This window comes from Butyrivibrio sp. CB08, from assembly GCF_003625485.1.
Classification (GTDB): Bacteria; Bacillota; Clostridia; order Lachnospirales; family Lachnospiraceae; genus Butyrivibrio.
On the sequence record NZ_RAIR01000001.1, the window covers coordinates 630,874 to 653,102 of the forward strand.

The 22,229-nt window shown below is 43.4% G+C and carries 18 protein-coding genes; 17 read left to right on the forward strand and 1 reads right to left on the reverse strand.

Translation table 11 applies throughout. The features are described 5' to 3' along the window. Positions 1-16 precede the first annotated feature (16 nt). Complete coding sequence (locus tag D6855_RS02790; RefSeq protein WP_120737792.1) at positions 17-586, reverse strand: hypothetical protein; 570 nt, start codon at positions 584-586, stop codon at positions 17-19. Positions 587-731: 145 nt separating this feature from the next. Here D6855_RS02790 and D6855_RS02795 point away from each other — a divergent pair, with 145 nt between their 5' ends. The 17 genes from D6855_RS02795 (at position 732) to D6855_RS02875 (ending at position 22,129) form a co-directional block, all read left to right on the forward strand. Then, the gene (locus tag D6855_RS02795; RefSeq protein ID WP_120737794.1) at positions 732-3,527 is read left to right on the forward strand and encodes an FtsK/SpoIIIE family DNA translocase; all 2,796 of its coding nucleotides are present in this window, start codon (positions 732-734) and stop codon (positions 3,525-3,527) included. After that, positions 3,528-5,204 carry a formate--tetrahydrofolate ligase gene (locus D6855_RS02800; RefSeq protein WP_120737796.1) on the forward strand — a complete coding sequence of 559 codons (1,677 nt, stop codon included), beginning with the start codon at positions 3,528-3,530 and terminating at the stop codon, positions 5,202-5,204. A gap of 9 nt (positions 5,205-5,213) precedes the next feature. Next, positions 5,214-6,077 (forward strand): bifunctional methylenetetrahydrofolate dehydrogenase/methenyltetrahydrofolate cyclohydrolase FolD, encoded by an 864-nt coding sequence (gene folD, locus D6855_RS02805; protein WP_120737798.1) that lies wholly within the window; start codon positions 5,214-5,216, stop codon positions 6,075-6,077. Further along, positions 6,078-7,523, forward strand: a complete 1,446-nt coding sequence (locus D6855_RS02810) for an FN3 associated domain-containing protein (RefSeq protein ID WP_120737800.1) — start codon at positions 6,078-6,080, stop codon at positions 7,521-7,523. Between the two features lie 125 nt (positions 7,524-7,648). Further along, on the forward strand, positions 7,649-8,524 hold the full coding sequence (locus D6855_RS02815) for a sulfide/dihydroorotate dehydrogenase-like FAD/NAD-binding protein (protein ID WP_120737802.1): 876 nt from the start codon (positions 7,649-7,651) through the stop codon (positions 8,522-8,524). A 20-nt stretch (positions 8,525-8,544) separates the two neighbouring features. Then, positions 8,545-9,930, forward strand: coding sequence for an NADPH-dependent glutamate synthase (gene gltA / locus D6855_RS02820; RefSeq protein WP_120737804.1), 1,386 nt, complete (start codon positions 8,545-8,547; stop codon positions 9,928-9,930). A 180-nt stretch (positions 9,931-10,110) separates the two neighbouring features. Beyond that, positions 10,111-11,169 (forward strand): hypothetical protein, encoded by a 1,059-nt coding sequence (locus D6855_RS02825; protein ID WP_120737806.1) that lies wholly within the window; start codon positions 10,111-10,113, stop codon positions 11,167-11,169. A 5-nt stretch (positions 11,170-11,174) separates the two neighbouring features. After that, on the forward strand, positions 11,175-11,654 hold the full coding sequence (rlmH, locus tag D6855_RS02830; protein ID WP_120738151.1) for a 23S rRNA (pseudouridine(1915)-N(3))-methyltransferase RlmH: 480 nt from the start codon (positions 11,175-11,177) through the stop codon (positions 11,652-11,654). A gap of 20 nt (positions 11,655-11,674) precedes the next feature. Then, entirely contained in the window at positions 11,675-12,724 is a 1,050-nt protein-coding gene (locus D6855_RS02835; RefSeq protein WP_120737808.1) for a PhoH family protein, read from the forward strand. Continuing rightward, entirely contained in the window at positions 12,714-13,922 is a 1,209-nt protein-coding gene (locus D6855_RS02840; protein WP_120737810.1) for a hypothetical protein, read from the forward strand. The genes D6855_RS02835 and D6855_RS02840 overlap by 11 nt, the downstream gene beginning before the upstream one ends. After that, entirely contained in the window at positions 13,906-14,409 is a 504-nt protein-coding gene (ybeY, locus tag D6855_RS02845) for an rRNA maturation RNase YbeY (protein WP_120737812.1), read from the forward strand. The genes D6855_RS02840 and ybeY overlap by 17 nt, the downstream gene beginning before the upstream one ends. A gap of 39 nt (positions 14,410-14,448) precedes the next feature. Then, a complete protein-coding gene (locus D6855_RS02850) occupies positions 14,449-16,095 on the forward strand; it encodes a polysaccharide biosynthesis C-terminal domain-containing protein (RefSeq protein WP_120737814.1) in 1,647 nt (548 codons plus the stop codon). After that, positions 16,092-17,315: an aminoacetone oxidase family FAD-binding enzyme gene (locus tag D6855_RS02855; RefSeq protein ID WP_120737816.1), complete on the forward strand. Its 1,224-nt coding sequence runs from the start codon at positions 16,092-16,094 to the stop codon at positions 17,313-17,315. Before D6855_RS02850 ends, D6855_RS02855 begins: the two co-directional genes overlap by 4 nt. Positions 17,316-17,330: 15 nt before the next feature. Then, a complete protein-coding gene (locus tag D6855_RS02860; protein WP_120737818.1) occupies positions 17,331-18,989 on the forward strand; it encodes an NAD(P)/FAD-dependent oxidoreductase in 1,659 nt (552 codons plus the stop codon). Then, a complete protein-coding gene (locus tag D6855_RS02865; protein ID WP_158589452.1) occupies positions 18,982-19,551 on the forward strand; it encodes a 5-formyltetrahydrofolate cyclo-ligase in 570 nt (189 codons plus the stop codon). The genes D6855_RS02860 and D6855_RS02865 overlap by 8 nt, the downstream gene beginning before the upstream one ends. Next, positions 19,551-20,492, forward strand: coding sequence for a helix-turn-helix domain-containing protein (locus tag D6855_RS02870; RefSeq protein WP_120737822.1), 942 nt, complete (start codon positions 19,551-19,553; stop codon positions 20,490-20,492). The genes D6855_RS02865 and D6855_RS02870 overlap by 1 nt, the downstream gene beginning before the upstream one ends. A 266-nt stretch (positions 20,493-20,758) precedes the next feature. After that, positions 20,759-22,129 carry an ABC transporter substrate-binding protein gene (locus D6855_RS02875; protein ID WP_120737824.1) on the forward strand — a complete coding sequence of 457 codons (1,371 nt, stop codon included), beginning with the start codon at positions 20,759-20,761 and terminating at the stop codon, positions 22,127-22,129. Positions 22,130-22,229: the final 100 nt, after the last annotated feature.

The window sequence follows — 22,229 nt, forward strand, 5'->3', positions numbered from 1 at the left end:
TATTTGCCTGAATTTATTATGGATTCTCGTGATACTTGTCATAGATCTCTGTGAGATAAGTCTTAACGATCTGGATGTTGGCCATCTTGCGAAGATCAACATTGCCCATGCTTACAGCAATCTCATCTGCAAGAAGGAGCATATCGTAGATCCTGAGCTTAAATTCATTACGGTTGAGCTGGTCGATGTTTACCTCCATAAGAGGAGCACCAAGCTTCATTGTAACGTTCTCATCAGCGATACCTGTCATAATGATACGGGTTTCAGGATCGAAGTTTACATAGAGGATGAGCTTTTCTTTCTCGTGCTTTTTAAGTGTTGTAGGAGTCTGGTGAGATGCATCCATCCACTCGTAGAGATCAGCCTCATCCGGGTTCATAAGGAACTTAGTGAGATCCTCTCTGTGTTTCTCGACATACTGAATATATTTGCTGGCGTTTGGACCAGTATAAGCCATTTCTACTTTGACACCGTTGTCTGTCTTGACCAGGCGGCATTTTTCAGCAACTTCCTTGATCTTAAGGGAGTTTTCTGTGCTTCCGATCATCTTAAAAGAGCCGGTTTCCAATTCCTGCTTGAATTCCATTCTGTTCTCCTTGTCTGTTTTTAAGTAACAACCTATAAATCAGTTGTTAGTATAGCATAAAGATATTAAAAATGATATACTATCTAAAGTCTGAGAAGGGTATCTCAGATTTTATATTTAGAGAAAGTTTTGTAATGGGTAAGAAATGGCTACAAATAACAGGGGAAAATCATCCAGGGGAGCTTCTTCAAAGAGTTCTTCCAGGTCTAAAAGTGCATCCAGGAAAACAAGGGCGCAGGAAGAGGAAATACTTGATTATTCCTTAAGAAGCGAGCTTGTTGTCATCGCCATGGTGGCGCTTACTATCTTTCTATTTCTATGTAATTTCGGAATATGTGGTGCCTTCGGAAACGCAGTAAGTAGCGTTTTATTTGGACTGTTCGGATTTACTGCCTATATAGCACCGCTTGTTATCCTTGCTACAGTAGTTATATCTATTGCCAATTTTGGCTCAAGTGCTTCCACCAGGAAGGTTATTTCAGGAATAGTTCTGTTCTTCCTTATAGGAATAGTGGCAGAGCTTCTTACAGGACGTCCTCAGTCCGCAGAAACCTATGATATTAAGCTGATATATTCTGAGGCCAGTCAGATGCGAAACGGCGGTGGAATCTTTGCCGGTTCTCTGGCTTACCTTTCATTTAAGTATCTGTCCCTTGTTGGTACAGTGCTTGTTATCCTGCTTCTTAGCATTGCTGCTGTGGTGGTATTTACCCAGCATTCCTTTGTTGGCGGCCTTAAAAAGGGCGGAAGACGTCTTATTGACAAGACCAGGCAGGAAGCAGACAACTACAGGGATTACGCCGAGAGGCGCAGGGAAAAGATGGAGCAGCGAAGGGCTCTGGTAGAAGAGGAGAGACGCCTTGCTCTTGAACAGAAGGAAGATGAGAAGATTCTTCGAATGGATAAAAAAGTAGCTGGCGTTATGATAGATACCCAGCTAAAGGCTCAGGATGAAGAAGGACCTGATACCCATGAGATCAGGATCCACGATGAAAATGACAAGGATGGCAAGAATCTCTTTATCCCTGACGAAGATGAGTTCCACGACGACATTCACGAGATCACTCTAAGGAATGCCATCGACGAGATAGAAAGTGCTGATGATGACCTTTATCAGCCTGAAATGCACGAGGTGCATCAGATCAAGGTTAAGACATATGAAGAGGAAGAGGACGATATTGAACCTGCTCCTGTTAAGACTTCAGATAAACTTGTAGCCAGAGCGGTTCAGGATCCTGAAGATGAATCAGATCCGCTTCCAGATGTGCCTGTCCACGCTGAGCATCTTGGCAATGGCATGAATGGAGACTATGTGGTTCATGCACAGGATCACATCTCCCAGAGTTCTAATGCTTCAACAAGGATAAATGGCTCAGCTACATCTTCCGTTGACCTTGGACCAGGTCCCCATACCACAAGTCCTGGCATGGAAAAAGAAATTGAGAAGCACAAGAAGGTGCTCAATAAAAAGTACGTATTCCCGCCACTTTCACTCCTTGAAAAGGGCGTTAAAAACAAGAACACAGACACAGCAAGGCAGCTTAAAGAGACTGCACTTAAACTTCAGGAGACTCTTAAGACCTTTGGTGTTAACGTTCAGGTAACAGACATAAGTCAGGGACCTGCAGTAACAAGGTTTGAGCTTCAGCCTGAGGCTGGAGTCAGAGTCAATAAGATAGTATCTCTTGCAGATGATATCAAGATGAATCTGGCAGCAAGCGACATCAGGATAGAGGCTCCTATCCCTGGTAAAGCCGCTGTTGGAATCGAGGTTCCAAATAAAGAGAACCAGGCAGTTGCTTTGAGAGATCTCTTTGAATCTTCAGAGTACAAGAACTTCTCATCAAAACTCGCCTTTGCAGTTGGTAAGGATATAGCAGGTAAGACGGTGGTTACGGACATTGCCAAGATGCCACATCTTCTTATTGCCGGTGCTACGGGTTCTGGTAAGTCGGTCTGCATCAACACCATTATCATGAGCCTTATCTACAAGGCTGATCCTAAAGATGTTCAGATGATCATGATCGATCCTAAGATTGTAGAGCTTTCTGTTTACAACGGTATTCCACATCTTATGATCCCGGTTGTGACTGATCCTAAAAAGGCTGCAGCAGCTCTTAACTGGGCAGTTGCGGAGATGACCAACAGATACAAGAAATTTGCGGATACAGGAGTAAGGGACCTTAAGGGCTACAACAAGCTCCTTGAGCAACAAAATGATCCTGACAATCCGCCGCTTCCACAGCTTGTTGTCATTGTGGACGAGCTTGCTGACCTTATGATGGTTTCAGCCAATGAGGTTGAGGATGCAATCTGCAGACTTACTCAGCTGGCAAGAGCAGCGGGCATACATTTGATCATAGCGACCCAGCGTCCTTCTGTAGATGTTATTACCGGTCTTATTAAGGCCAATATGCCAAGCCGAATAGCATTTGCGGTTTCAAGTGGCGTTGACTCAAGAACAATTCTTGATATTAACGGCGCGGAGAAACTCCTTGGCAAGGGCGACATGCTCTTTTACCCGCAGGGCTACACCAAACCCGCCAGAGTTCAGGGAGCATTCGTATCAGACAAGGAAGTACAGGCAGTTACAGATTTCCTGAAAAATCAGGGAATAGACTCTTCATATAGCGAAGAAATTGAGATGCAGATACAGAATCTGCAAAGTCAGTCCGGTGGCGGAAATGGTTCATCAGCTTCTGGTGATCCGGATTCTGACAGAGATGAGTACTTTGTTCAGGCAGGGAACATTATCATAGAAAAAGAAAAGGCTTCAATCGGAATGCTTCAAAGAGTGTTCAAGATCGGCTTTAACAGGGCAGCAAGGATCATGGATCAGCTGTGTGAAGCGGGAGTGGTTGGAGACGAAGAAGGCACCAAGCCCAGGAAAGTACTGATGTCAAAAGCGGAGTTTGATTCATATCTAAACGGAGGAGAGTAAATGGCTGTAAAAAGTGATATCGAAATTGCACAGGAAGCTAAGATGCTTCACATCAGAGAGGTGGCAGACAAGCTGTCAATCACTGAGGATGACCTTGAGTACTATGGTAAGTACAAAGCTAAGCTTTCAGAGGAATACCTCTCAAAGGTACAGGGAAACAAAAAGGGTAAACTCATTCTTGTTACTGCAATCAACCCTACCCCCGCAGGCGAAGGAAAGACAACAACATCTGTAGGACTTGGAGATGCTCTTAACAGACTTGGATACAAGACTGTAATAGCACTTCGTGAGCCTTCTCTTGGACCATGCTTTGGTATCAAGGGTGGTGCTGCTGGCGGTGGATATGCACAGGTCGTTCCAATGGAAGACCTTAACCTCCACTTTACTGGAGATTTCCACGCAATAACTGCTGCAAACAATCTTCTGGCTGCTTTACTCGATAATCACATACAGCAGGGCAATGAACTTGGCATCGACACCAGACAGATCATCTGGAAGAGAGCTGAGGACATGAACGACAGAGCTCTTAGAAATATAGTAGTAGGTCTTGGCGCTAAGGCTGATGGTGTTCCAAGAGAGGACCACTTTGTAATCACAGTTGCTTCAGAGATCATGGCAATCCTTTGCCTTGCAAGCGACATGAACGACCTTAAGGCAAGACTTTCAAGAATTATCGTTGCATACACAAGAGACGGTGAACCGGTTACAGCTAAGGATCTTAACGCTGTAGGTTCTATGGCAGCTCTTTTAAAGGATGCTATCAAGCCTAACCTGGTACAGACTCTTGAGCATACACCGGTTATTGTTCATGGCGGACCATTTGCTAATATCGCCCATGGATGTAACTCAGTAAGAGCAACCAAGACTGCTCTTAGCATTTCAGATTACACAGTTACTGAGGCAGGCTTTGGTGCTGACCTTGGTGCTGAGAAGTTCCTTGATATCAAGTGCAGGATCGCTGGACTAAAGCCTGATGCAGTTGTTCTCGTTGCTACAATTAGAGCACTTAAGTATAACGGCGGCGTTGCCAAGGCTGATCTTGGAACGGAGAACCTTGATGCTCTTAAGAAGGGTATCGTAAACCTTGAAAAGCACATCGAGAACATCCAGAAGTATGGTGTTCCTGTTGTTGTTACACTTAATGCATTCCTTACAGATACTCAGGCAGAGATGGACTATGTTAAGGCATTCTGCGAGGAGAGAGGATGCAAGTTCGCTCTTTCAGAAGTATGGGCAAAGGGCGGAGAAGGCGGAGAGGCTCTTGCAAAAGAGGTTATTGAGACCATCAACACCAAGCCTTCAAATTATGCTCCTATCTATCCTGATGACATGTCTCTTCAGGACAAGATCACAAAGGTATCAACAGAGATTTATGGAGCAGACGGCGTTAACTTTGCTCCTGCAGCACTTCGTCAGCTTAAGAAGATCGAAGAGATGGGCTTTGGCGGGCTTCCAGTATGTATGGCCAAGACTCAGTATTCACTTTCTGATGATCCAGCCCTTCTTGGAAGACCAAGAGATTACAATATCACAGTTCGTGAGGCCTATGTATCAGCAGGTGCAGGTTTTGTAGTAGCCCTTACAGGAGCTATTGTTACAATGCCAGGCCTTCCAAAGAGACCTGCTGCCTTTGACATCGATGTAAATGATGAAGGCAAGATCGTAGGACTGTTCTAAGGAGATAATATGAGTGCCACTATAATCGACGGTAAAGCTATATCACAGCAGATCAAGGACGAGCTTAAGGTTAAGTGTGAGGCGTTAAAAGAAAAAGGCATAGAGGTAACTCTTGCTGTTATTCTTGTGGGAAGTGACCCTGCATCACAGGTTTACGTAAGAAATAAAAAGAGAGCCTGTGAGTACATCGGCTACAATTCACTTTCCTACGAGCTTCCAGAAGATACAACCATGGACAAGCTCCTTGAACTCATAGAGGAACTCAATTCAAGAAGTGATGTGGATGGCATCCTTGTTCAGATGCCACTTCCACCTCATATGGATGAGAAAAAGGTCATAAATGCCATTGATCCATCCAAGGATGTTGACGGTTTCCATCCAATGAATGTTGGAGCTTTGATGGTTGGTGATAAGGGATTTGTTTCCTGCACACCAGCTGGAGTTATACAGCTTCTTAAGAGAGGCGTACCAGATCTTGATATATCTGGAAAAGAGTGTGTCATCATCGGAAGATCAAACATTGTTGGTAAGCCAATGTCTCTTTTGATGCTTCGTGAGAATGCTACAGTCACTGTAGCGCACTCAAGAACCAAAAACCTCCCTGAGGTTTGTAAAAGAGCTGACATCATTATTGCAGCTGTTGGCAAAGCCGGTGTTATAACAAAAGACCATGTTAAACCTGGTGCTGTAGTTATTGATGTGGGAATCAACAGAACAGATGATGGAAAACTTTGCGGTGATGTAAAGTTTGATGAAGTAAGTGAGATAGCAGGTGCTATAACACCAGTTCCTGGTGGTGTAGGTCCCATGACCATAGCGATGCTAATGAACAACTGCTATGAAGCTGCAGCCATGCATAAGCTTGGAGAATAAATGAAGTGTCCTAATTGTGGCCTTGATATTCCGGAAGGGCATATGTACTGCGACCACTGCGGTACTGAAATCAATTTCGTACCTGACTTTGAGCCAGAAGTTGAGAATGAGATCAATGCCACTTTATCCGGAATGGCAGATGAACTGAATAAGGAAGAGCGCGAAAGGGAAGAGAGGAAAAAGCAAAGAGCAGAGAGGATTAAAGCTATTCTTTCCAAATGGAAGATAATCCTTGCGGTTGTAGCAAGCGCTATAGTTTTAATTGGAGTTGCGGTATTTGCTTTTTCTTTTAATGGCAAGTCCTCGCTGTATTATCTGACTACAGCAGAGTCAGAGAAGGCTTCGGGTAATATTGCTGGTGCTATTGATGTCCTTAAACAGGGCCAGATAGCGCATCCGGGCAATACAGATATTATCTTCAGGATGTCTGACTATTACCTTGAAGAAGGGATGATACAGGAGGCAGTGGACAGCCTTCGCGGTATTACAGAAGGTACGAACTTTTCGGACGAGAAGGTTCTCAATGCCTATGAGAGCATTATTTCTATCTACAGACAGAACGGGGATTACGACAAGATCGCTGAGATTTTAAACGCCAGCGATAATGAAATTGTAGATGGACTCAGGCAGAGGTATATTCCCGGGATGCCGGTCATGAATCCTGCATCAGGCAGTTATCCGCTTGTGAATGTAGAATTAAGACTTCTTGATGGTACGGGCAATAAGATCTACTATACGGTCAACGATGGTACCCCTGATTCAGGAAGTATCCTTTACGACAAGGAAATAGTTCTTGATGCTGATGGAACATACAATATCAAGGCTGTTGCCGTTAATGAGTATGGTATTTCAAGCCCTGTTGCAGAGAGCGAGTACATTGTTGAAAAGGGTGCGCCAACTGCGCCGGAGATCATGGAGCCAAGTGGGGATTACAGCCAGAACACCATGATCGTAGCTGTGGCAGAGGCAGGAACTTCGATCTTTTATACTACAGATGGAAGTGATCCCACCATGGAGTCCAAACAGTATGTATCACCTATTACTATGCCTGTTGGAACTAGTCATTTCAGGTTTATTGCCTATGACAATGATGGTAATTGTAGTGATATTGTAGATAGGGATTATCACCTGGTCTACACAAGACTTGTCTCAACTGAGCAGGCTGTCAATAATCTTGTAAGCACTCTGGTAAGGCTTGGATATCTCCTGGACAATACCGGTAAGGTTATTGGTGTTGCCGGTCACAACGAGTACATTTATAACTCTGTGATAGAGATAGAGGGCGCTGGAGAGTACTACGTGGTTGTTGAAAACCATGTAAACAATGACGGAACAGTGGCTCCAACAGGTCTTATGTATGCGGTTAATACACATGACGGTGCAGTCAACCGTCTTGGATATGATTCCAGTGGAAAATATACGCTGATAACCATATCAAACAGGTGATCAATTACTTTAGCGATTTAAAGATTTAAAGATTGAAATTTGGCTGAGCTTCATATATTATTGAGAAAGTGAGGCTATGTCATTTTTTTATCAGGGGAACAAAAAACTTTTGTAGGAGGGAAGATATGTTCAAGATTTTAGAGGCCAGAGAGCTGACAACAAACATATTTCAGATGATTGTTGAGGCTCCACGTGTGGCTAGTGCCTGCTTGCCAGGACAGTTCCTTATTATCCGTGTGCATGAGGATGGAGAGAGAATTCCTCTCACAATCTGCGACTATGACAGGGAGAAAGGAACTGTAGAGATCGTTGTCCAGGCTATCGGAGCTGAGACACAGAAGCTTTCTAAGCTCAAAGCTGGTGATTCACTGGCTGATGTAGTAGGACCTTTAGGTCAGGCTTCAGATTTAGTTTACGAGGACATCGAAGAACTTAAGAAAAAGAAGATAGTCTTCATCGCTGGTGGCGTTGGTACAGCACCTGTTTATCCTCAGGCTAAGTGGCTCAAGGAGCATGGTGTTGACTGTGACGTTATCATCGGTGCTAAGAACAAGGATCTCGTTATCCTTGAGGATAGATTTAAAGAGGTATGTAACCTTCATATCACAACAGATGATGGCTCCTATGGTAGAAGCGGAATGGTTACTGTAGCACTTCAGGATCTTTGGAATGAAGGCAACAAGTATGACCACTGTGTAGCAATCGGACCTATGATCATGATGAAGTTTGTATGCAAGCTTACTAAGGAACTTGGTATTCCTACAGTAGTCAGCATGAACCCAATCATGGTTGATGGTACTGGTATGTGTGGTGCCTGCAGACTTACTGTTGGCGGAGAAGTTAAGTTTGCCTGTGTAGATGGACCAGAGTTTGATGGCCACAAGGTTGATTTCGATCAGGCTATGAATCGAATGAAGCTCTACAAGACAGAAGAGGGCAGACTTTTACTCAAGGCCCAGGAAGGTGACACACACCACGGCGGATGCGGTAACTGTGAATAATCTAAAATAGGAGACTTAATATGGATGGATTTGTAAGAGTTCCTGTTCGCGAGCAGGACGCAAAAGTAAGAGCTACAAACTTCAAAGAAGTTTGTCTTGGATACAACAAAGAAGAAGCAGAGAGCGAAGCAACAAGATGCCTTAACTGCAAGAATCCTAAGTGCGTAGAGGGATGTCCTGTATCAATCGATATCCCAGCATTCATTCAGCAGGTTAAAGAGGGCGATGTTGCTGGAGCTTATCAGACTATCAGCAAGTCAAGTGCACTTCCAGCTGTATGCGGAAGAGTTTGCCCACAGGAGAGCCAGTGCGAAGGTAAGTGCGTAAGAGGTATCAAGGGTGATGCAGTATCAATCGGTAAGCTTGAGAGATACGTTGCTGATACAGCCAGAGAAATGGGCATTGTTCCAGAGGGGGCCAAGGAAAAGAAGAACAAGAAGGTTGCAGTTATCGGTTCAGGCCCTTCAGGTCTTACCTGTGCAGGTGACCTTGCAAAGATGGGTTACGATGTAACTATCTTTGAGGCTCTTCATGAGGCAGGCGGCGTTTTGGTATATGGTATTCCTGAGTTCCGTCTTCCTAAGGATGCAGTAGTTAAAAAGGAAATTGAGAACGTTAAGGCTCTTGGCGTTAAGCTTGAGACAGACGTTGTTATCGGTAAGTCAGTTACAATCGACGACCTTATGAAGAAGGAAGGATTTGAGGCTGTATTCATCGGATCAGGCGCAGGTCTTCCAAGATTCATGAATATCCCTGGCGAGCAGGCTATGGGTGTATTCTCAGCAAATGAGTACCTTACAAGAAGTAACCTTATGAAGGCCTTCGACGAGAACTCAACAACTCCTATCATGAGAGCTAAGAAGTGCGTAGTAGTTGGTGGCGGTAACGTTGCTATGGACGCAGCAAGAACAGCTCTTCGTCTTGGAGCAGAGGTTCATGTAGTATACAGACGTGGTGAGGAAGAGCTTCCTGCACGTAAGGAAGAAGTACATCACGCTAAGGAAGAGGGTATCATCTTTGACCTTCTTACAAACCCTGTTGAGATCCACGAGGATGAGAACGGATGGGTTAAGAGCATCACATGTATCCGCATGGAGCTCGGCGAGCCTGATGAGTCAGGAAGAAGAAGCCCTGTTGAGATCCCAGGTTCTGAGTTTGACATCGAGTGCGATGCTGTAATCATGTCTCTTGGAACATCACCTAACCCTCTCATCTCTTCAACAACTGAGGGACTTGATGTTAACCGTAGAAAGTGCATCGTTGCTACTGAGGAAACAGGTCAGACTTCTAAGGAAGGCGTATTTGCCGGTGGTGATGCTGTTACAGGAGCTGCTACTGTTATCCTTGCTATGGGAGCTGGTAAGGCTGCTGCTAAGGGTATCGATGAGTACCTTTCTAACAAATAATAATGTGATTTTTGAGGCTGTCACGGATTTTTCCGTGGCAGCTTTTTTAATTCTTAAGAAATCTTAAGAAATTTCGACGGTAAATCTTAAGAATTTGCTGATAACATGAGGGTAAGAGATATTATAGAAGGCCTATTTGTGGTATAATATCAAAGATTGTGAAAGCGAGAGAGTAAGAGAATGGAAAGAGAAGAAAAGATTAAAATTGCCATAACAGCGGGTATTGCAGCAGTAATATTACTGATTTTGGTGCTTGTACTTGCTTTATCAGGTAAAAAAGATAACGGAGATGACGCTAAGCTGTCTCAGAATATCACAGAGTATGCAGAAAGCGGAGCAAGCCTCCCTGATGTTGGCTCTGCTTTAACTGATGCTTCAGCTCAGGCAACTTCTGGTGATGAAAGTGAAAATGCCAGTGAAGAGAAGAGCGAAGCTGCTACAGAAGCCACCTCTGACGTTCTTACAACCACAAAAGGGATGGATTCTGATATTAAGACAGTTTCAGGTAACAGCTTCTATCCTACAGATACAGCTGTCCTTAAGAATGTATACAAGAATCTTAAGATAGACAAAGAGGCTCAGATCAAGGAGCTTTATACATACTGGTCTGATGATAATACAAGCGCTGTAAGAGACTTAGCCCACCTTGAGAGATTTGAAGCTATGTCTTATCAGCTATCTGGTACCAACGATTTTTACTACTACGGTGACAAGAACAGTGACGGTCTTCCAAATGGTACAGGTGTAGCTGTCTATGGCAATGACCAGTACTATTTTGGCCAGTGGGTCAATGGTAAGAGAAGTGGCAACGGAACCTGGTTCTCTTTTTACCCCAAATATTATAGTGAGTATGTTGTGAAAGAGCATATGTATTCCGGACAGTGGGCTAATGACCTTCCATGTGGGCAGGGACAGGAGCACTACGATTATAACTATGAATACATGAATGAAGTAGATTATTACCTTCAGAACGCCATTGGCGAGTTTTCAGACGGATACTATAATGGCGAAATGTATGTAATGACCGTTGATAAGTATGAGAAGTCTGTGGAGTGGACTGGAAAGTGCAATAATGGTAAATGGGAACAGGTTCTTTATTCTACTGTAGACAGTAAGGGTAAGGCTCCATATCTTTCTCAGGTACTTGATCCTGAGCGCCATCTTTACATGACAATGGAAGGCGCCAGTGGTAACGGTGTAAGAGGCATTATCTATGGCGGAAACGTTAAGGGTAACTGATATTGATAAAGATAAGTATTATCTGTGTGGGCAAGATAAAAGAAAAATACTGGAATGATGCCATAGCAGAGTATTCAAAAAGGCTTTCGAGATACTGTAAGCTAAGTGTCATTGAAGTGGCTGATGAGAAGACTCCGGATGAGGCTTCAGAAGCTGAGTGCGACGTAATTAAAAAGAAAGAGGCTGAGAGGATCCTGAAAAAGATTGAAAATGGTGCTCTTGTCTGTACTTTGGAGATCGCAGGTAAGCGGTTTACTTCTGAAGGGTTTGCCTCCTTCCTTGAGAGCAGCGCTGCCAGAGGATGCAGTCACATTCAGTTTGTTATTGGTGGATCCCTTGGACTTCACAAAAGCGTCCTTGAAAGATCTGATATGGGCATCAGCTTTTCAGACATGACATTCCCTCATCAGATGATGAGAGTGATTCTTTTGGAACAGATATACAGAGGCTACCGTATAATAAACGGAGAGCCTTATCACAAGTAATATGGGGATAGTTCTTTTATATGAGTGAGATTACAGAACTGAGACTCTCTCTAACCGCTGAGGATGAGAGAAGTATTTTTGGGGACAACGACAATTATATCAAGAAGATTGAAAAGAGCCTTTCTGTGGAGATAATAGACAGAAACGGCGAACTTCACATCATAGGTGACAGAGAAGGCGTCAGCAGTGCTTCTCAGATCATCCGGGATCTGGTGCAGCTTTCAAGACGCGGATCATCTATCGAGGAACAGAGTATAGACTATGCGATCTCCTTAAAGAAGGACAAGAATCAGATCGTCCTTGATAAGGAGGAAGAGAAGAATACTCTCTCTTACATAGATACTGATGTGATCTGTCATACCATAAATGGCAAGCCAATCAAGCCCAAGACTTTGGGACAAAAGAGATATATAGACGCCATAAGAAATAAGATGATCGTATTTGGCCTTGGACCAGCAGGAACAGGTAAAACATATCTTGCTATGGCCATGGCTATCACAGCTTTTCAGAGAGAAGAGGTGGGAAGGATCATTCTTACAAGACCTGCTATTGAAGCTGGTGAGAAGCTTGGTTTTTTGCCTGGTGACCTTCAGAGCAAGGTTGATCCTTATCTGCGTCCTCTTTATGATGCTCTTTATCAGATAATGGGTTCTGAGAACTTCCTTAAGAACATGGAAAAGGGACTTATCGAGGTAGCACCGTTGGCATACATGAGAGGAAGAACTCTCGATAATGCCTTCATCATTCTTGATGAGGCTCAGAATACAACCCCTGCCCAGATGAAGATGTTCCTTACCCGTATAGGCTTTGGCTCCAAGGTTATCATTACTGGTGATTCATCTCAGAAGGACCTTGCTCCTGATACCAAGTCAGGACTTGATATTGCGGAGTCAGTGCTTAAGGGAATTGATGATATTGCTTTTTGCAATCTGACCAGCGCCGATGTTGTAAGACACCCGCTTGTTCAAAAGATCGTCAAGGCCTATGAGGACTACGAAAAGAAGGCGGCAAACAAGGCTACCAAGAGAAAAATACAGAAGGTGGAGAAGCAAAAACAAAATGGAAGGTGAGAAATCTTCAGCTAAGTTCAATCTTATATATGCTACACTTTTTCTTTTTACAGGTGCGTTCGTATTTGCTTTTTCCTTCTTTGTTGGAAAGAGCTACGAAGCAATTTTACGAAATACTATAGTTGCACTTCTTTGCGCCGGAACAGTTCTTTTCATGATCAGTGATGCCAACGGAAGGGGCAAAGAGGGCTTTTCTTACGACAACTATTACCAGAAGAACAGGTTTATCCTGGTTTTTGCTGTAATGGTTGTTCTTTCGTGCGTTTTATCGCTGGTGCCAAATGAGTTCTGGCCATACATGTCACTGTTTGTAATCCTGGCTTTATTTTCCAATAACGAAATTGGACTTGTCGCCGGTATTTCTTTTACCACAATCTCAGTTATGCTGGAGGCAAATGGCAGCAACGGAGAGCTCTTTATGTATGTTCTTGCCGGGGCAGTGGCAATAGCGCTTCTTCGTGACCTTAAAGAGAATACTGCGGTAGGACTTCCTGTGTTTATTTCCCTTATTATGCAGGCAGTTCTTATCATTGCATATAATGTTCTTTTCCAGAACAGGACTTTTTCTATCAATATTCTCATTCTTCCAATACTTAATCTGATGCTGAATCTCATCATGCTTCTGGTTTTCCTTAACATGTTTGGAGTATATGTTATCCGTAAGTCCAATGACATGTATATGGAGATCAATGACGCTGCGTATCCTCTTTTAGTACAGCTTAAGGAAAAGGATAAGGATGAGTATTTTAGAGCTATCCACACCGGATATTTGGCAGAGAGAATAGCTCTTGGACTTGGCTTTAACGACAGAGCAGTCAAGGCCTGTGCATACTATCACAGGATTGGAATCCTTGACGGAGGCCTAAAATGGTCTGATGTAGAGCATTACTACCTTGAGAACAATTTCCCTATTGAGGCGGTGGAGTTTTTACATGAATATATTGAGCCTCCAAAGGGTCACATCAAGACAAAAGAAGCACTGGCAGTGCAACTTTCAGAGACAGTTATTGCATCTATAATGTATCTTATCAAACAGAATAAAGATGCTAAAATAGATTATGACAAGCTCATCGATAACCTTTTTGATAAAAAAGAAGCCAGCGGAGAGCTTAAGGACTACGCTGTTACATTTATGGAATACGACAGAATGAGGTCGATCTTAAAGAAAGAGAAACTTTACTATGACTTTTTACGTTGAGAATGAGGTAGACGCTAAGTTTGATTTTGATATAGAAGAACTGGCTATAACGGTTGCCAGTAAGGTCCTTGAGTCAGAAGGGTGCGACTACGATGTAGAGATCGGACTTACAATTACTGACGATGAAGGGATAAAAGAGCTAAACAGTCAGTTCAGGGAAATAGATTCCCCTACAGATGTTCTTTCTTTTCCAAATGTCAGTTATGAAGAGCCTGGAGATTTCTCTGTGATAGAGTCTGATCAGAAGGTTGATCTTGAGAATCCTGATACTGGCAGGATAATGTTTGGGGACATTGTTATCAATGAAAAGAGAGTCAGAGAGCAGGCTCTTGAATATGGCCACAGCGAAAGAAGAGAATTCGCTTTTCTGGTGGCTCACAGTATGCTTCATTTGTGCGGATATGACCACATGGAAGCTGGTGAAGCTAAGGTCATGGAGGGCAAGCAGGAAGCTGTCCTTACAGAATTGGGGATAACCAGGGATTAAACCCTTTTAAATACAGTATTGTTGTGGGAGAACGCCTTAATGAGGACGTACGCTGAGGATAAACGTATAAGACCAGATATTCTTACAGCAGCAGTTTATGTTGCTGCAAGTATCATACTGATCTTTTTGATAGTTTCTGAAAAGATATTTGGAGATAAGGGAACTTATTTTGTAGCAGGACCTTTTTCGATTTTTGTACTTTTTTATTTAGGTCTTGTATTGTCAGTTCAAAAAGCTGTTTATATCATGGTAAGGCTCCGTGCCAGAAGATCGCAGTACCTTAATGCAGAGGCCAATATGCAAAGATCTATGAGGATCTTTTCTGTGGCTGGCGTTATTTCCGGAGTACTGCTTATCTGCGCATGCTTTCCAATATCCATAAGGCTCTTTGGAACGGAGAGAGGATACATTCAGATCATTATTGCCGGGGCATCAGTTCTTTTGCTTGGCATACAGGGCGTACTAAGGGGCTATTTACAGGGTATTGGTTATACAAAACCTATAGTAATAGCTGATATTCTTGTTGCTGTTGTATCTCTGGTTTCAGGCATCATAATATCTGAGGTTTTGTTTACCTATGGAACAAAAGTCAATGATCTGTTCCATGTTGATGAGTTTTCTGCAGTTTACGGATCTTCTGGAATGATGGCTGGTGTGTTTATTGGATCCCTTGTTGGCTTTGTCCAGATAGTCATCAGCTACAATCTCAGGAAGAATGAGATTGCAAGCTTTGTTAAGTCAGGCGCTCCAAGATATCTTGATAATAAAAATGATGTAATTGCAGGCATCAGACCAATAATGCTTTTATATTGCGCACCTGCCTTTGTTTCATTATTTGATCAGTGCTTTTACTCAATTTATATGAGAAAGGCGCATGAGGACATTGATTTTAAGACAATTTACGGAATGGTATTTGGCAGGGTAGAGGTGCTTGTGGCCTTTATCGTGATCATCTGCTGTATTCCATTTATCAAGTCCTTAAACAGGATCATGGCAAGAGTTGAGAGGGATGAACACGAAGGCTCAAGAGAGAGATTTCGTGGTTTTATGCGTTTTTCAAATATGCTGTTTATTCCAGCAGCTGTTTTTGTCTTTGCTGTAAGTGACTCACTTATGACAGCTGTCTTTGGAAAGAGCACAGAGCTGGCAAATGGGCTTTTAATGCTTGGCTCAACTCTTATATATTTTGGCGGGTTCATGGTAATGTTTTCCTGGCTCATAAACCATATGGGCAAGTCTGTTCTTACTATGCTTAATGTTGGAATATGTCTTGCTGCACATATAGCACTTATGGTGCTGTTTGTTCCTGTTCTTAAGCTTGGAGCCCATGGAATCTTGCTGGCTGTTCTCGTTAGTATGATCGTTTATGACCTTCTAAATCTTTTGGAGATCAGCAAGATACTTTCAAACAGACAGGAGTATGTAAAGACCTTTTTGATGCCTCTGCTTTCTGCTGCAGTGGCAGGAGTGGTTGCTTTTCTTCTGAATATGCTTCTTGCGGGACTTATTGGAGAGATACTTACACTTATAGTTTGTCTGATACTGTTCTGGATAACTTATATGATCGTTATGATCTTTAGCAGAGGTATAAGAGCCCATGAGCTTAGGAAGGTATTCCTGGGACAGCTCTTTTACGGCGTTGCCAGGATGATCCAGACCGAAGAACAATATGAGGGATATAATTGAGTAAGAGAATTTATGTGGCTGGCGGCGGTGCATCAGGAATGTGCGCCGCTATATACGCTGCAAGAAATGGCGGAGACGTCTGCATAATTGAAAAGAATGACTGCCTTGGGAAAAAGCTTTCCATGACCGGCAATGGTAGATGCAATCTTACCAATCTGGATATGAGGGCTGAATGTTACAACGCTGCAAGCAGAGGCAGGATGAAGGACTGGCTTGGAACGTATGGCGCGGAAGATGTCATATGTTTTTTTAAATCACTGGGAGTTGTGGTAAAAAGCGAGGACGGATATATCTATCCGATTTCAGGACAGGCAAGGACTGTAGTAGACGCCCTAGAAAACGAGATAAAGAGACTTGGCATAAAGGTCATCTACAAGGAACAGCTTAAGGGTATAGAATGCCTTGATGATGGTTCTCTTAATGTGATCACCAATAGAGATAGGTACCTGGCTGATAAGTGCATCATTGCGGTTGGGTCATTGTCTGGTGCCAAGAGCACCATGTCTACAGGGGATGGCTATTATATCTGCAAACAGCTTGGAATGAGTATAAAAGATACTTTCCCTGCCCTTGTAGGATTTAAATGCACAGAGGATGAGTACCTTCCGGAAAAGGGAGTAAGGTGCGATGTAAATATCTCTTTTATCCTGGGAAGCGAGGTACTCGCATCTGAAAATGGTGAACTTCAGATTACTTCAGATGGCATTTCAGGATTTCCTGTTATGCAGGCATCAAGGGATATTATCAGGTTTGTTGAAGAGAAAAAGCCTGTGTGTGCCGTGATCGATTTCTTCCCTGAGTATGATGATGCTGATTTTGAGGCTCTTAAAAAGGACATGCTCCGACTTAAGGATGAGAGGACTGTAGAGGAGTTCCTTCTTGGATTTGGTAATCAGTGCGTCACAGATATGATACTTACCAGGATGAAGCTCTCAAAGACCATGAAGATGAAGAACATCTCTGACAGTATGGCAGAGTGTATGCTGGACAGCTACAGAAGCCTTAAGCTTAAGATCAGTGAGAGCTACGGCTATCAGGCATCTCAGGTCACAACTGGAGGCGTTAGTCTTGTTGAGATTGGAAGCAATTTTTCTTTTAACAAAAACAGAAGTATTTACTGCATTGGAGAGCTTCTTGATGTGGATGGAAGGTGCGGAGGTTACAACCTTCAGTGGGCATTTACCAGCGGCTCAATAGCTGGATGTGCGGCTTCGTTATAAGGAATTTATATATTTATGATTAGAATTGGCCAGATAAAACTGGAGATAAATGAAAATACAACTTATGAGGATAAGTCTCTTAAGGAGATCCTCCAAAAGAAAGCAGCGAAAAAGCTTAAGGTTTCTGCCTCTGACATTGTGCGGCTTGATATAGTTAAGCACTCTATAGATGCAAGGAAGAAGCCTGAGCTTTTTGACGTATATGTGGTAGAAGTTTCTCTTAAGGGAAATGAGGGCAAGCTGGTTTCAAGGCTTAAGGACAGGAACATCACGCTTTCTGACAGAAAGGAATATGATTTCTGGATAGCAGCCGGCGTTCCAGAAATTTCTTCTGACAAGAAAGTGGTTATAATCGGATCTGGACCTGCGGGGCTTTTTTGTGGCTATGAACTTGCTAGGCACGGGTTTAAACCTCTCATTCTTGAGAGAGGCTCTGATGTAGATAAGAGAACTGAGATAGTAAGCCAGTTTTGGAAGGATGGCAAACTTAATCCCGCTACTAACGTACAGTTTGGCGAAGGGGGAGCTGGCACCTTCTCTGATGGAAAACTAAACACCATGGTAAAAGATAAGGATGGAAGGGGCGAGAGAGCTCTTGATATCTTTGTTAAAGCAGGTGCTCCAGAGCGGATAAAATACGAATCCAAGCCCCACATAGGTACTGACATCCTTAGAAGGGTTGTCAAGAATATAAGAAATGAGATCATTTCGAGTGGCGGTCAGGTAATGTTTGATTCGCAGGTGACTGATATCGTTATAGATGATGGCCGTGTAAAGGCTGTTAAGTGCGGCGAAACAGAGTACCCCTGTGATTATCTTGTTCTGGCAATTGGACATAGTGCAAGGGATACCTTTGCCATGCTTAAGGACAGAGGCATCAGTATGCAGCCCAAGCCCTTTGCTGTGGGCTTTAGGGTTGAGCATCCGCAGAGCCTTATCAACGAATCCCAGTATGGTAAAAGAGCTATTGGCGCATTGCCACCAGCTCCCTATAAGCTCACAACTACAACCAGTGAGGGACGAGGCGTGTACTCATTTTGCATGTGCCCGGGAGGATACGTTGTCAATGCTTCCTCCGAGGAGGACATGCTTGCGGTTAATGGCATGAGCTATAGCGGGAGAGACGGAGATAATGCCAATTCAGCTATTATCATTACTGTAGACCCTAAGGACTTTGGCGGAAGTGACATTCTCTCTGGCGTAGAGTTCCAAAGGCGTCTTGAAAAGAAAGCCTATGAGCTTGCAGGAGGTAAGATTCCTGTTGAGTACTACGGCGACTTTAAAAAAGCCATAGACGGAGATGGTCAGGAATCAGGATCAATAGATAACTTCATTGACCAGAACTTTGTGCCACAGATGAAGGGCGAGTATGAATTTGCCAAGGTTCACACAATTCTTCCGGATGACCTGAATAAGGCCTTTGTTGAGGGAATGGAAAATTTTGGCAGGACTATCAGGGGCTATAACGACGACAGAGCTCTGGTTTCCGGTGTTGAGAGCAGAACATCTTCCCCAGTCAGGATTGTAAGGCTCGAGGATGGTGTTTCTGAAAACATAAGTGGCCTTTTCCCTTGTGGTGAAGGTGCTGGTTATGCGGGAGGCATCATGTCCGCTGCGATGGATGGCATAAGGATCGCGCAACTTGTTGCCAGAAAGGCAGGCGGCATTGACTAAGAACGAAGCAAGGGAACGCGCCATAGCTAAAAGAGATGGTCTTGATGGCGAACTTATTTTGGAAAAAAGCAGAGTTATTTTTGAAAAGGTCACAGCACTTACGGAGTACATAGAGGCTGAAAATATCCTGGTTTATGCGTCAATGAGAAGTGAGGCGGATACTTTTGAACTCATTCTGGATGCATTATCCGGTGGGAAAAGAGTCTTTTGCCCCAAGGTCACAGATAAGAAAAATGGTCTTATGAAATTTGTGCCTATAAGCTCTATTGAGGATCTTGTTGAGGGCTACTTTGGCATCAGAGAACCGGTTTTACCAGAAGGCTATAAAGAGCCTGAGTTTGATCTTTGGAAAACCCTTATGATAATGCCTGGTGTGGCTTTTGATAAAGACAGGAACAGGGTTGGTTATAGCGGCGGATTTTATGACAGGTATCTGTATGGGCATAAGGGACTTAAGGCTATTGCCATAGCTTTTGAATGTCAGGTAATGGACGACATTATTGAAATGGATCACTACGACATCAGACCTGACATGCTCATTACTGAAGAGAGTACTTACTGATGGGAAGAAAAAAGAGAGAGACAATTGAATTTCGTTTCTATGAGGTTCCGCAGGGTCAGGACTGCCTGGCTCTTCTTGGTGAGAGCTGGATCAGGATCTATGGAATCGACGAGAAATACCTTCACTTCCACAATCTCTTTGAAGTAGGCTATTGCAGGAATGGAAGCGGAGACCTGGTCCTTGATGAAGAGGTGAGAAAGTACGAGACTGCGATGCTTTCAATGATTCCTGCCAATTATCCTCATACCACAATAAGTCTTGTGCCAAATTTCTGGGAGTATATCTTTTTCGATTCTGATCAGATACTTGCTCAGATATATCCTGGCAATCCCACCAAGCAAAGGGAAGCTGCGGAGATCATTGGCAAGAATGCGGACCTTGTCTACGAGTACCAATATCCTGAAATGGCCGAGGTCATAAAAAGGATAATGGAGGAGATGAGGGACAAAAAGCCTTACTATATCGAGACTGTACAGAATCTCTTAAAGGCATTTGTCCTTATGCTTATCAGGTATCAGAGCCAGCAGGAAGCAGCAAAGAAGATGAATATCGAGGGCGAAGATGACTCAGCTATGATGGTCATTCGTCCGTCCCTTGAGTATATTGATACTCATTTTGCAGAGGCCATTAAGGTTTCAGATCTTGCAGCCCAGTGCAACTTAAGTGAACCACATTTCAGGCGCATATTTGCTACGACTATAAACATGTCGCCAATTGATTATCTTAACCTTGTAAGGATCCAGAATGCTTGTAAGATCATGAACAAGACGGATCACTCCATGGAGGTTGTGGCTTCAGAGTGCGGCTTTTCAACGTTTTCAACCTTCAACAGGAACTTCAGAAAATTCCTTGATACTTCTCCATATCAGTGGAAGAAGAACAAGGACAATTATGAAAACAAGCTTCTTAATTACAACATTAATGCCTTAAAAGGCTGGTGATTATTAAACTAAATAATTGACATATTTCGAAAACGTTTACGAAAACTTTTTGTTCACATTTTCGACATATTTGATTGAAAATGCACATTTTACACTTTAAAATGTGTATTTTTTTATTTTTGAGTTGTTATAATGTACACATAACCGGTTCAGAAACGTTAAGTTTCCGTCAAAATGTATAAGCCTATGTCAAGTACACTCATCTGACATATGTGCAAAATACATAAGGTATTAAATCTAATTTTCATTTAGGGAGGGTAACAAAAATGAAAAGAAAAGCATTATCTATTTTCCTTGCATCTGCTATGTCACTTTCACTTTTAGCTGGATGCGGTGGTGCAGCAGACACAGCTGCAACTACAACAGACGCTGGACAGGCAGACGCTCCTGCAGCAACTGAGGCAGCTGCTCCTACAGCAGACGTTGCTTCTGAGGGTGAGCACGAGCTTTCAGTTTATGCTTGGGATAAGAACTTCAACATTCCAGCACTTGAGGCTGCTGAGAAGGCATATCAGACAGTTGATCCTGAGTTCAAGCTTAACATCGTTGAGCAGTCAGCATCATCTGACGTTGAGAATGCTATCACACTTGCTGCTTCATCAGGCGATTACAGCCAGCTTCCTGACATCGTTCTTTTCCAGGATCATTACATTCAGAACTATGTAACTAACTATCCTGATGCTTGGATGGATCTTGAGGATGCAGGCATTGACTGGTCAGACTTCGGTGCTGAGAAGCTTTCATACTCAACAGTTGGTGGCAAGCACTACGGCGCACCTGTTGACAACGGAACATCAGTATTTGCTTATCGCACAGACGTACTTGAAGAGTGCGGATACACAATTGATGATGTAACAGGAATCACTTGGGACGAGTGGCTTGAGATTGGCCGCGTAGTTAAAGAGAAGACAGGTAAGTACCTTGTTTCTATGGACCACAACGGAGACGATCTTCCTTACATGATGATGCAGGCTGAAGGCCAGTCACAGTGGAAGGACGGAGAGCCTAACTTCGTAAACAACGATACTCTTAAGCAGATCCTTGAGGTTATCATCACAGGCGCTAAGGACGGCGTTATCTACCTTTGCAACGACTGGTCAGAGTACACAGATACATCTATCATTGGCGACCAGGTAGCAGGTGTATTCAATGGTAACTGGATCATTCCTACAATGGAGCAGGTTTCTGAGAACAGTGGTAAGTGGGCAATCACAACAGCTCCTACACTTTCAGGAAAAGAAGGCTATGCTGCAAACGGTGGTTCTTCACTCTATGTAACAGGCAACTGCTCAAAGCCTGAGCTTGCTAAGGCATTCCTTGCTTACACATTCGGCGGCGGAGAAGGTGCTATGGCTACATACGATGACGCTCTTAGAAATGGTGGCGTTATCACATGCTGTATCTCAGCTTCTAAGTCATCTGTATACCAGGAAGGTGTTGATTTCTTCAATGGTCAGTCAATCTATTCAGACATCGTTGCTATGGGTGCTAACGTTCCTGTAGTAGAGCAGAACGACTACCACTACACAGCACGTACACAGATCCAGGCTGCAATCACAAATGTTATCAACGGTTCTGACCTTGAGACTGAGCTTAAGAACGCAGAAGATCAGGTTAGATTCGAGATGGGCCTTTGATCTCTTAGCTCGACAGAGCTTTTCTAGCGATCAAAGTCGTTATGGGACACATAAGGGGGATCGGACTTCCGATTCCCCTTTTTAAAGAAAAACTAGTTAT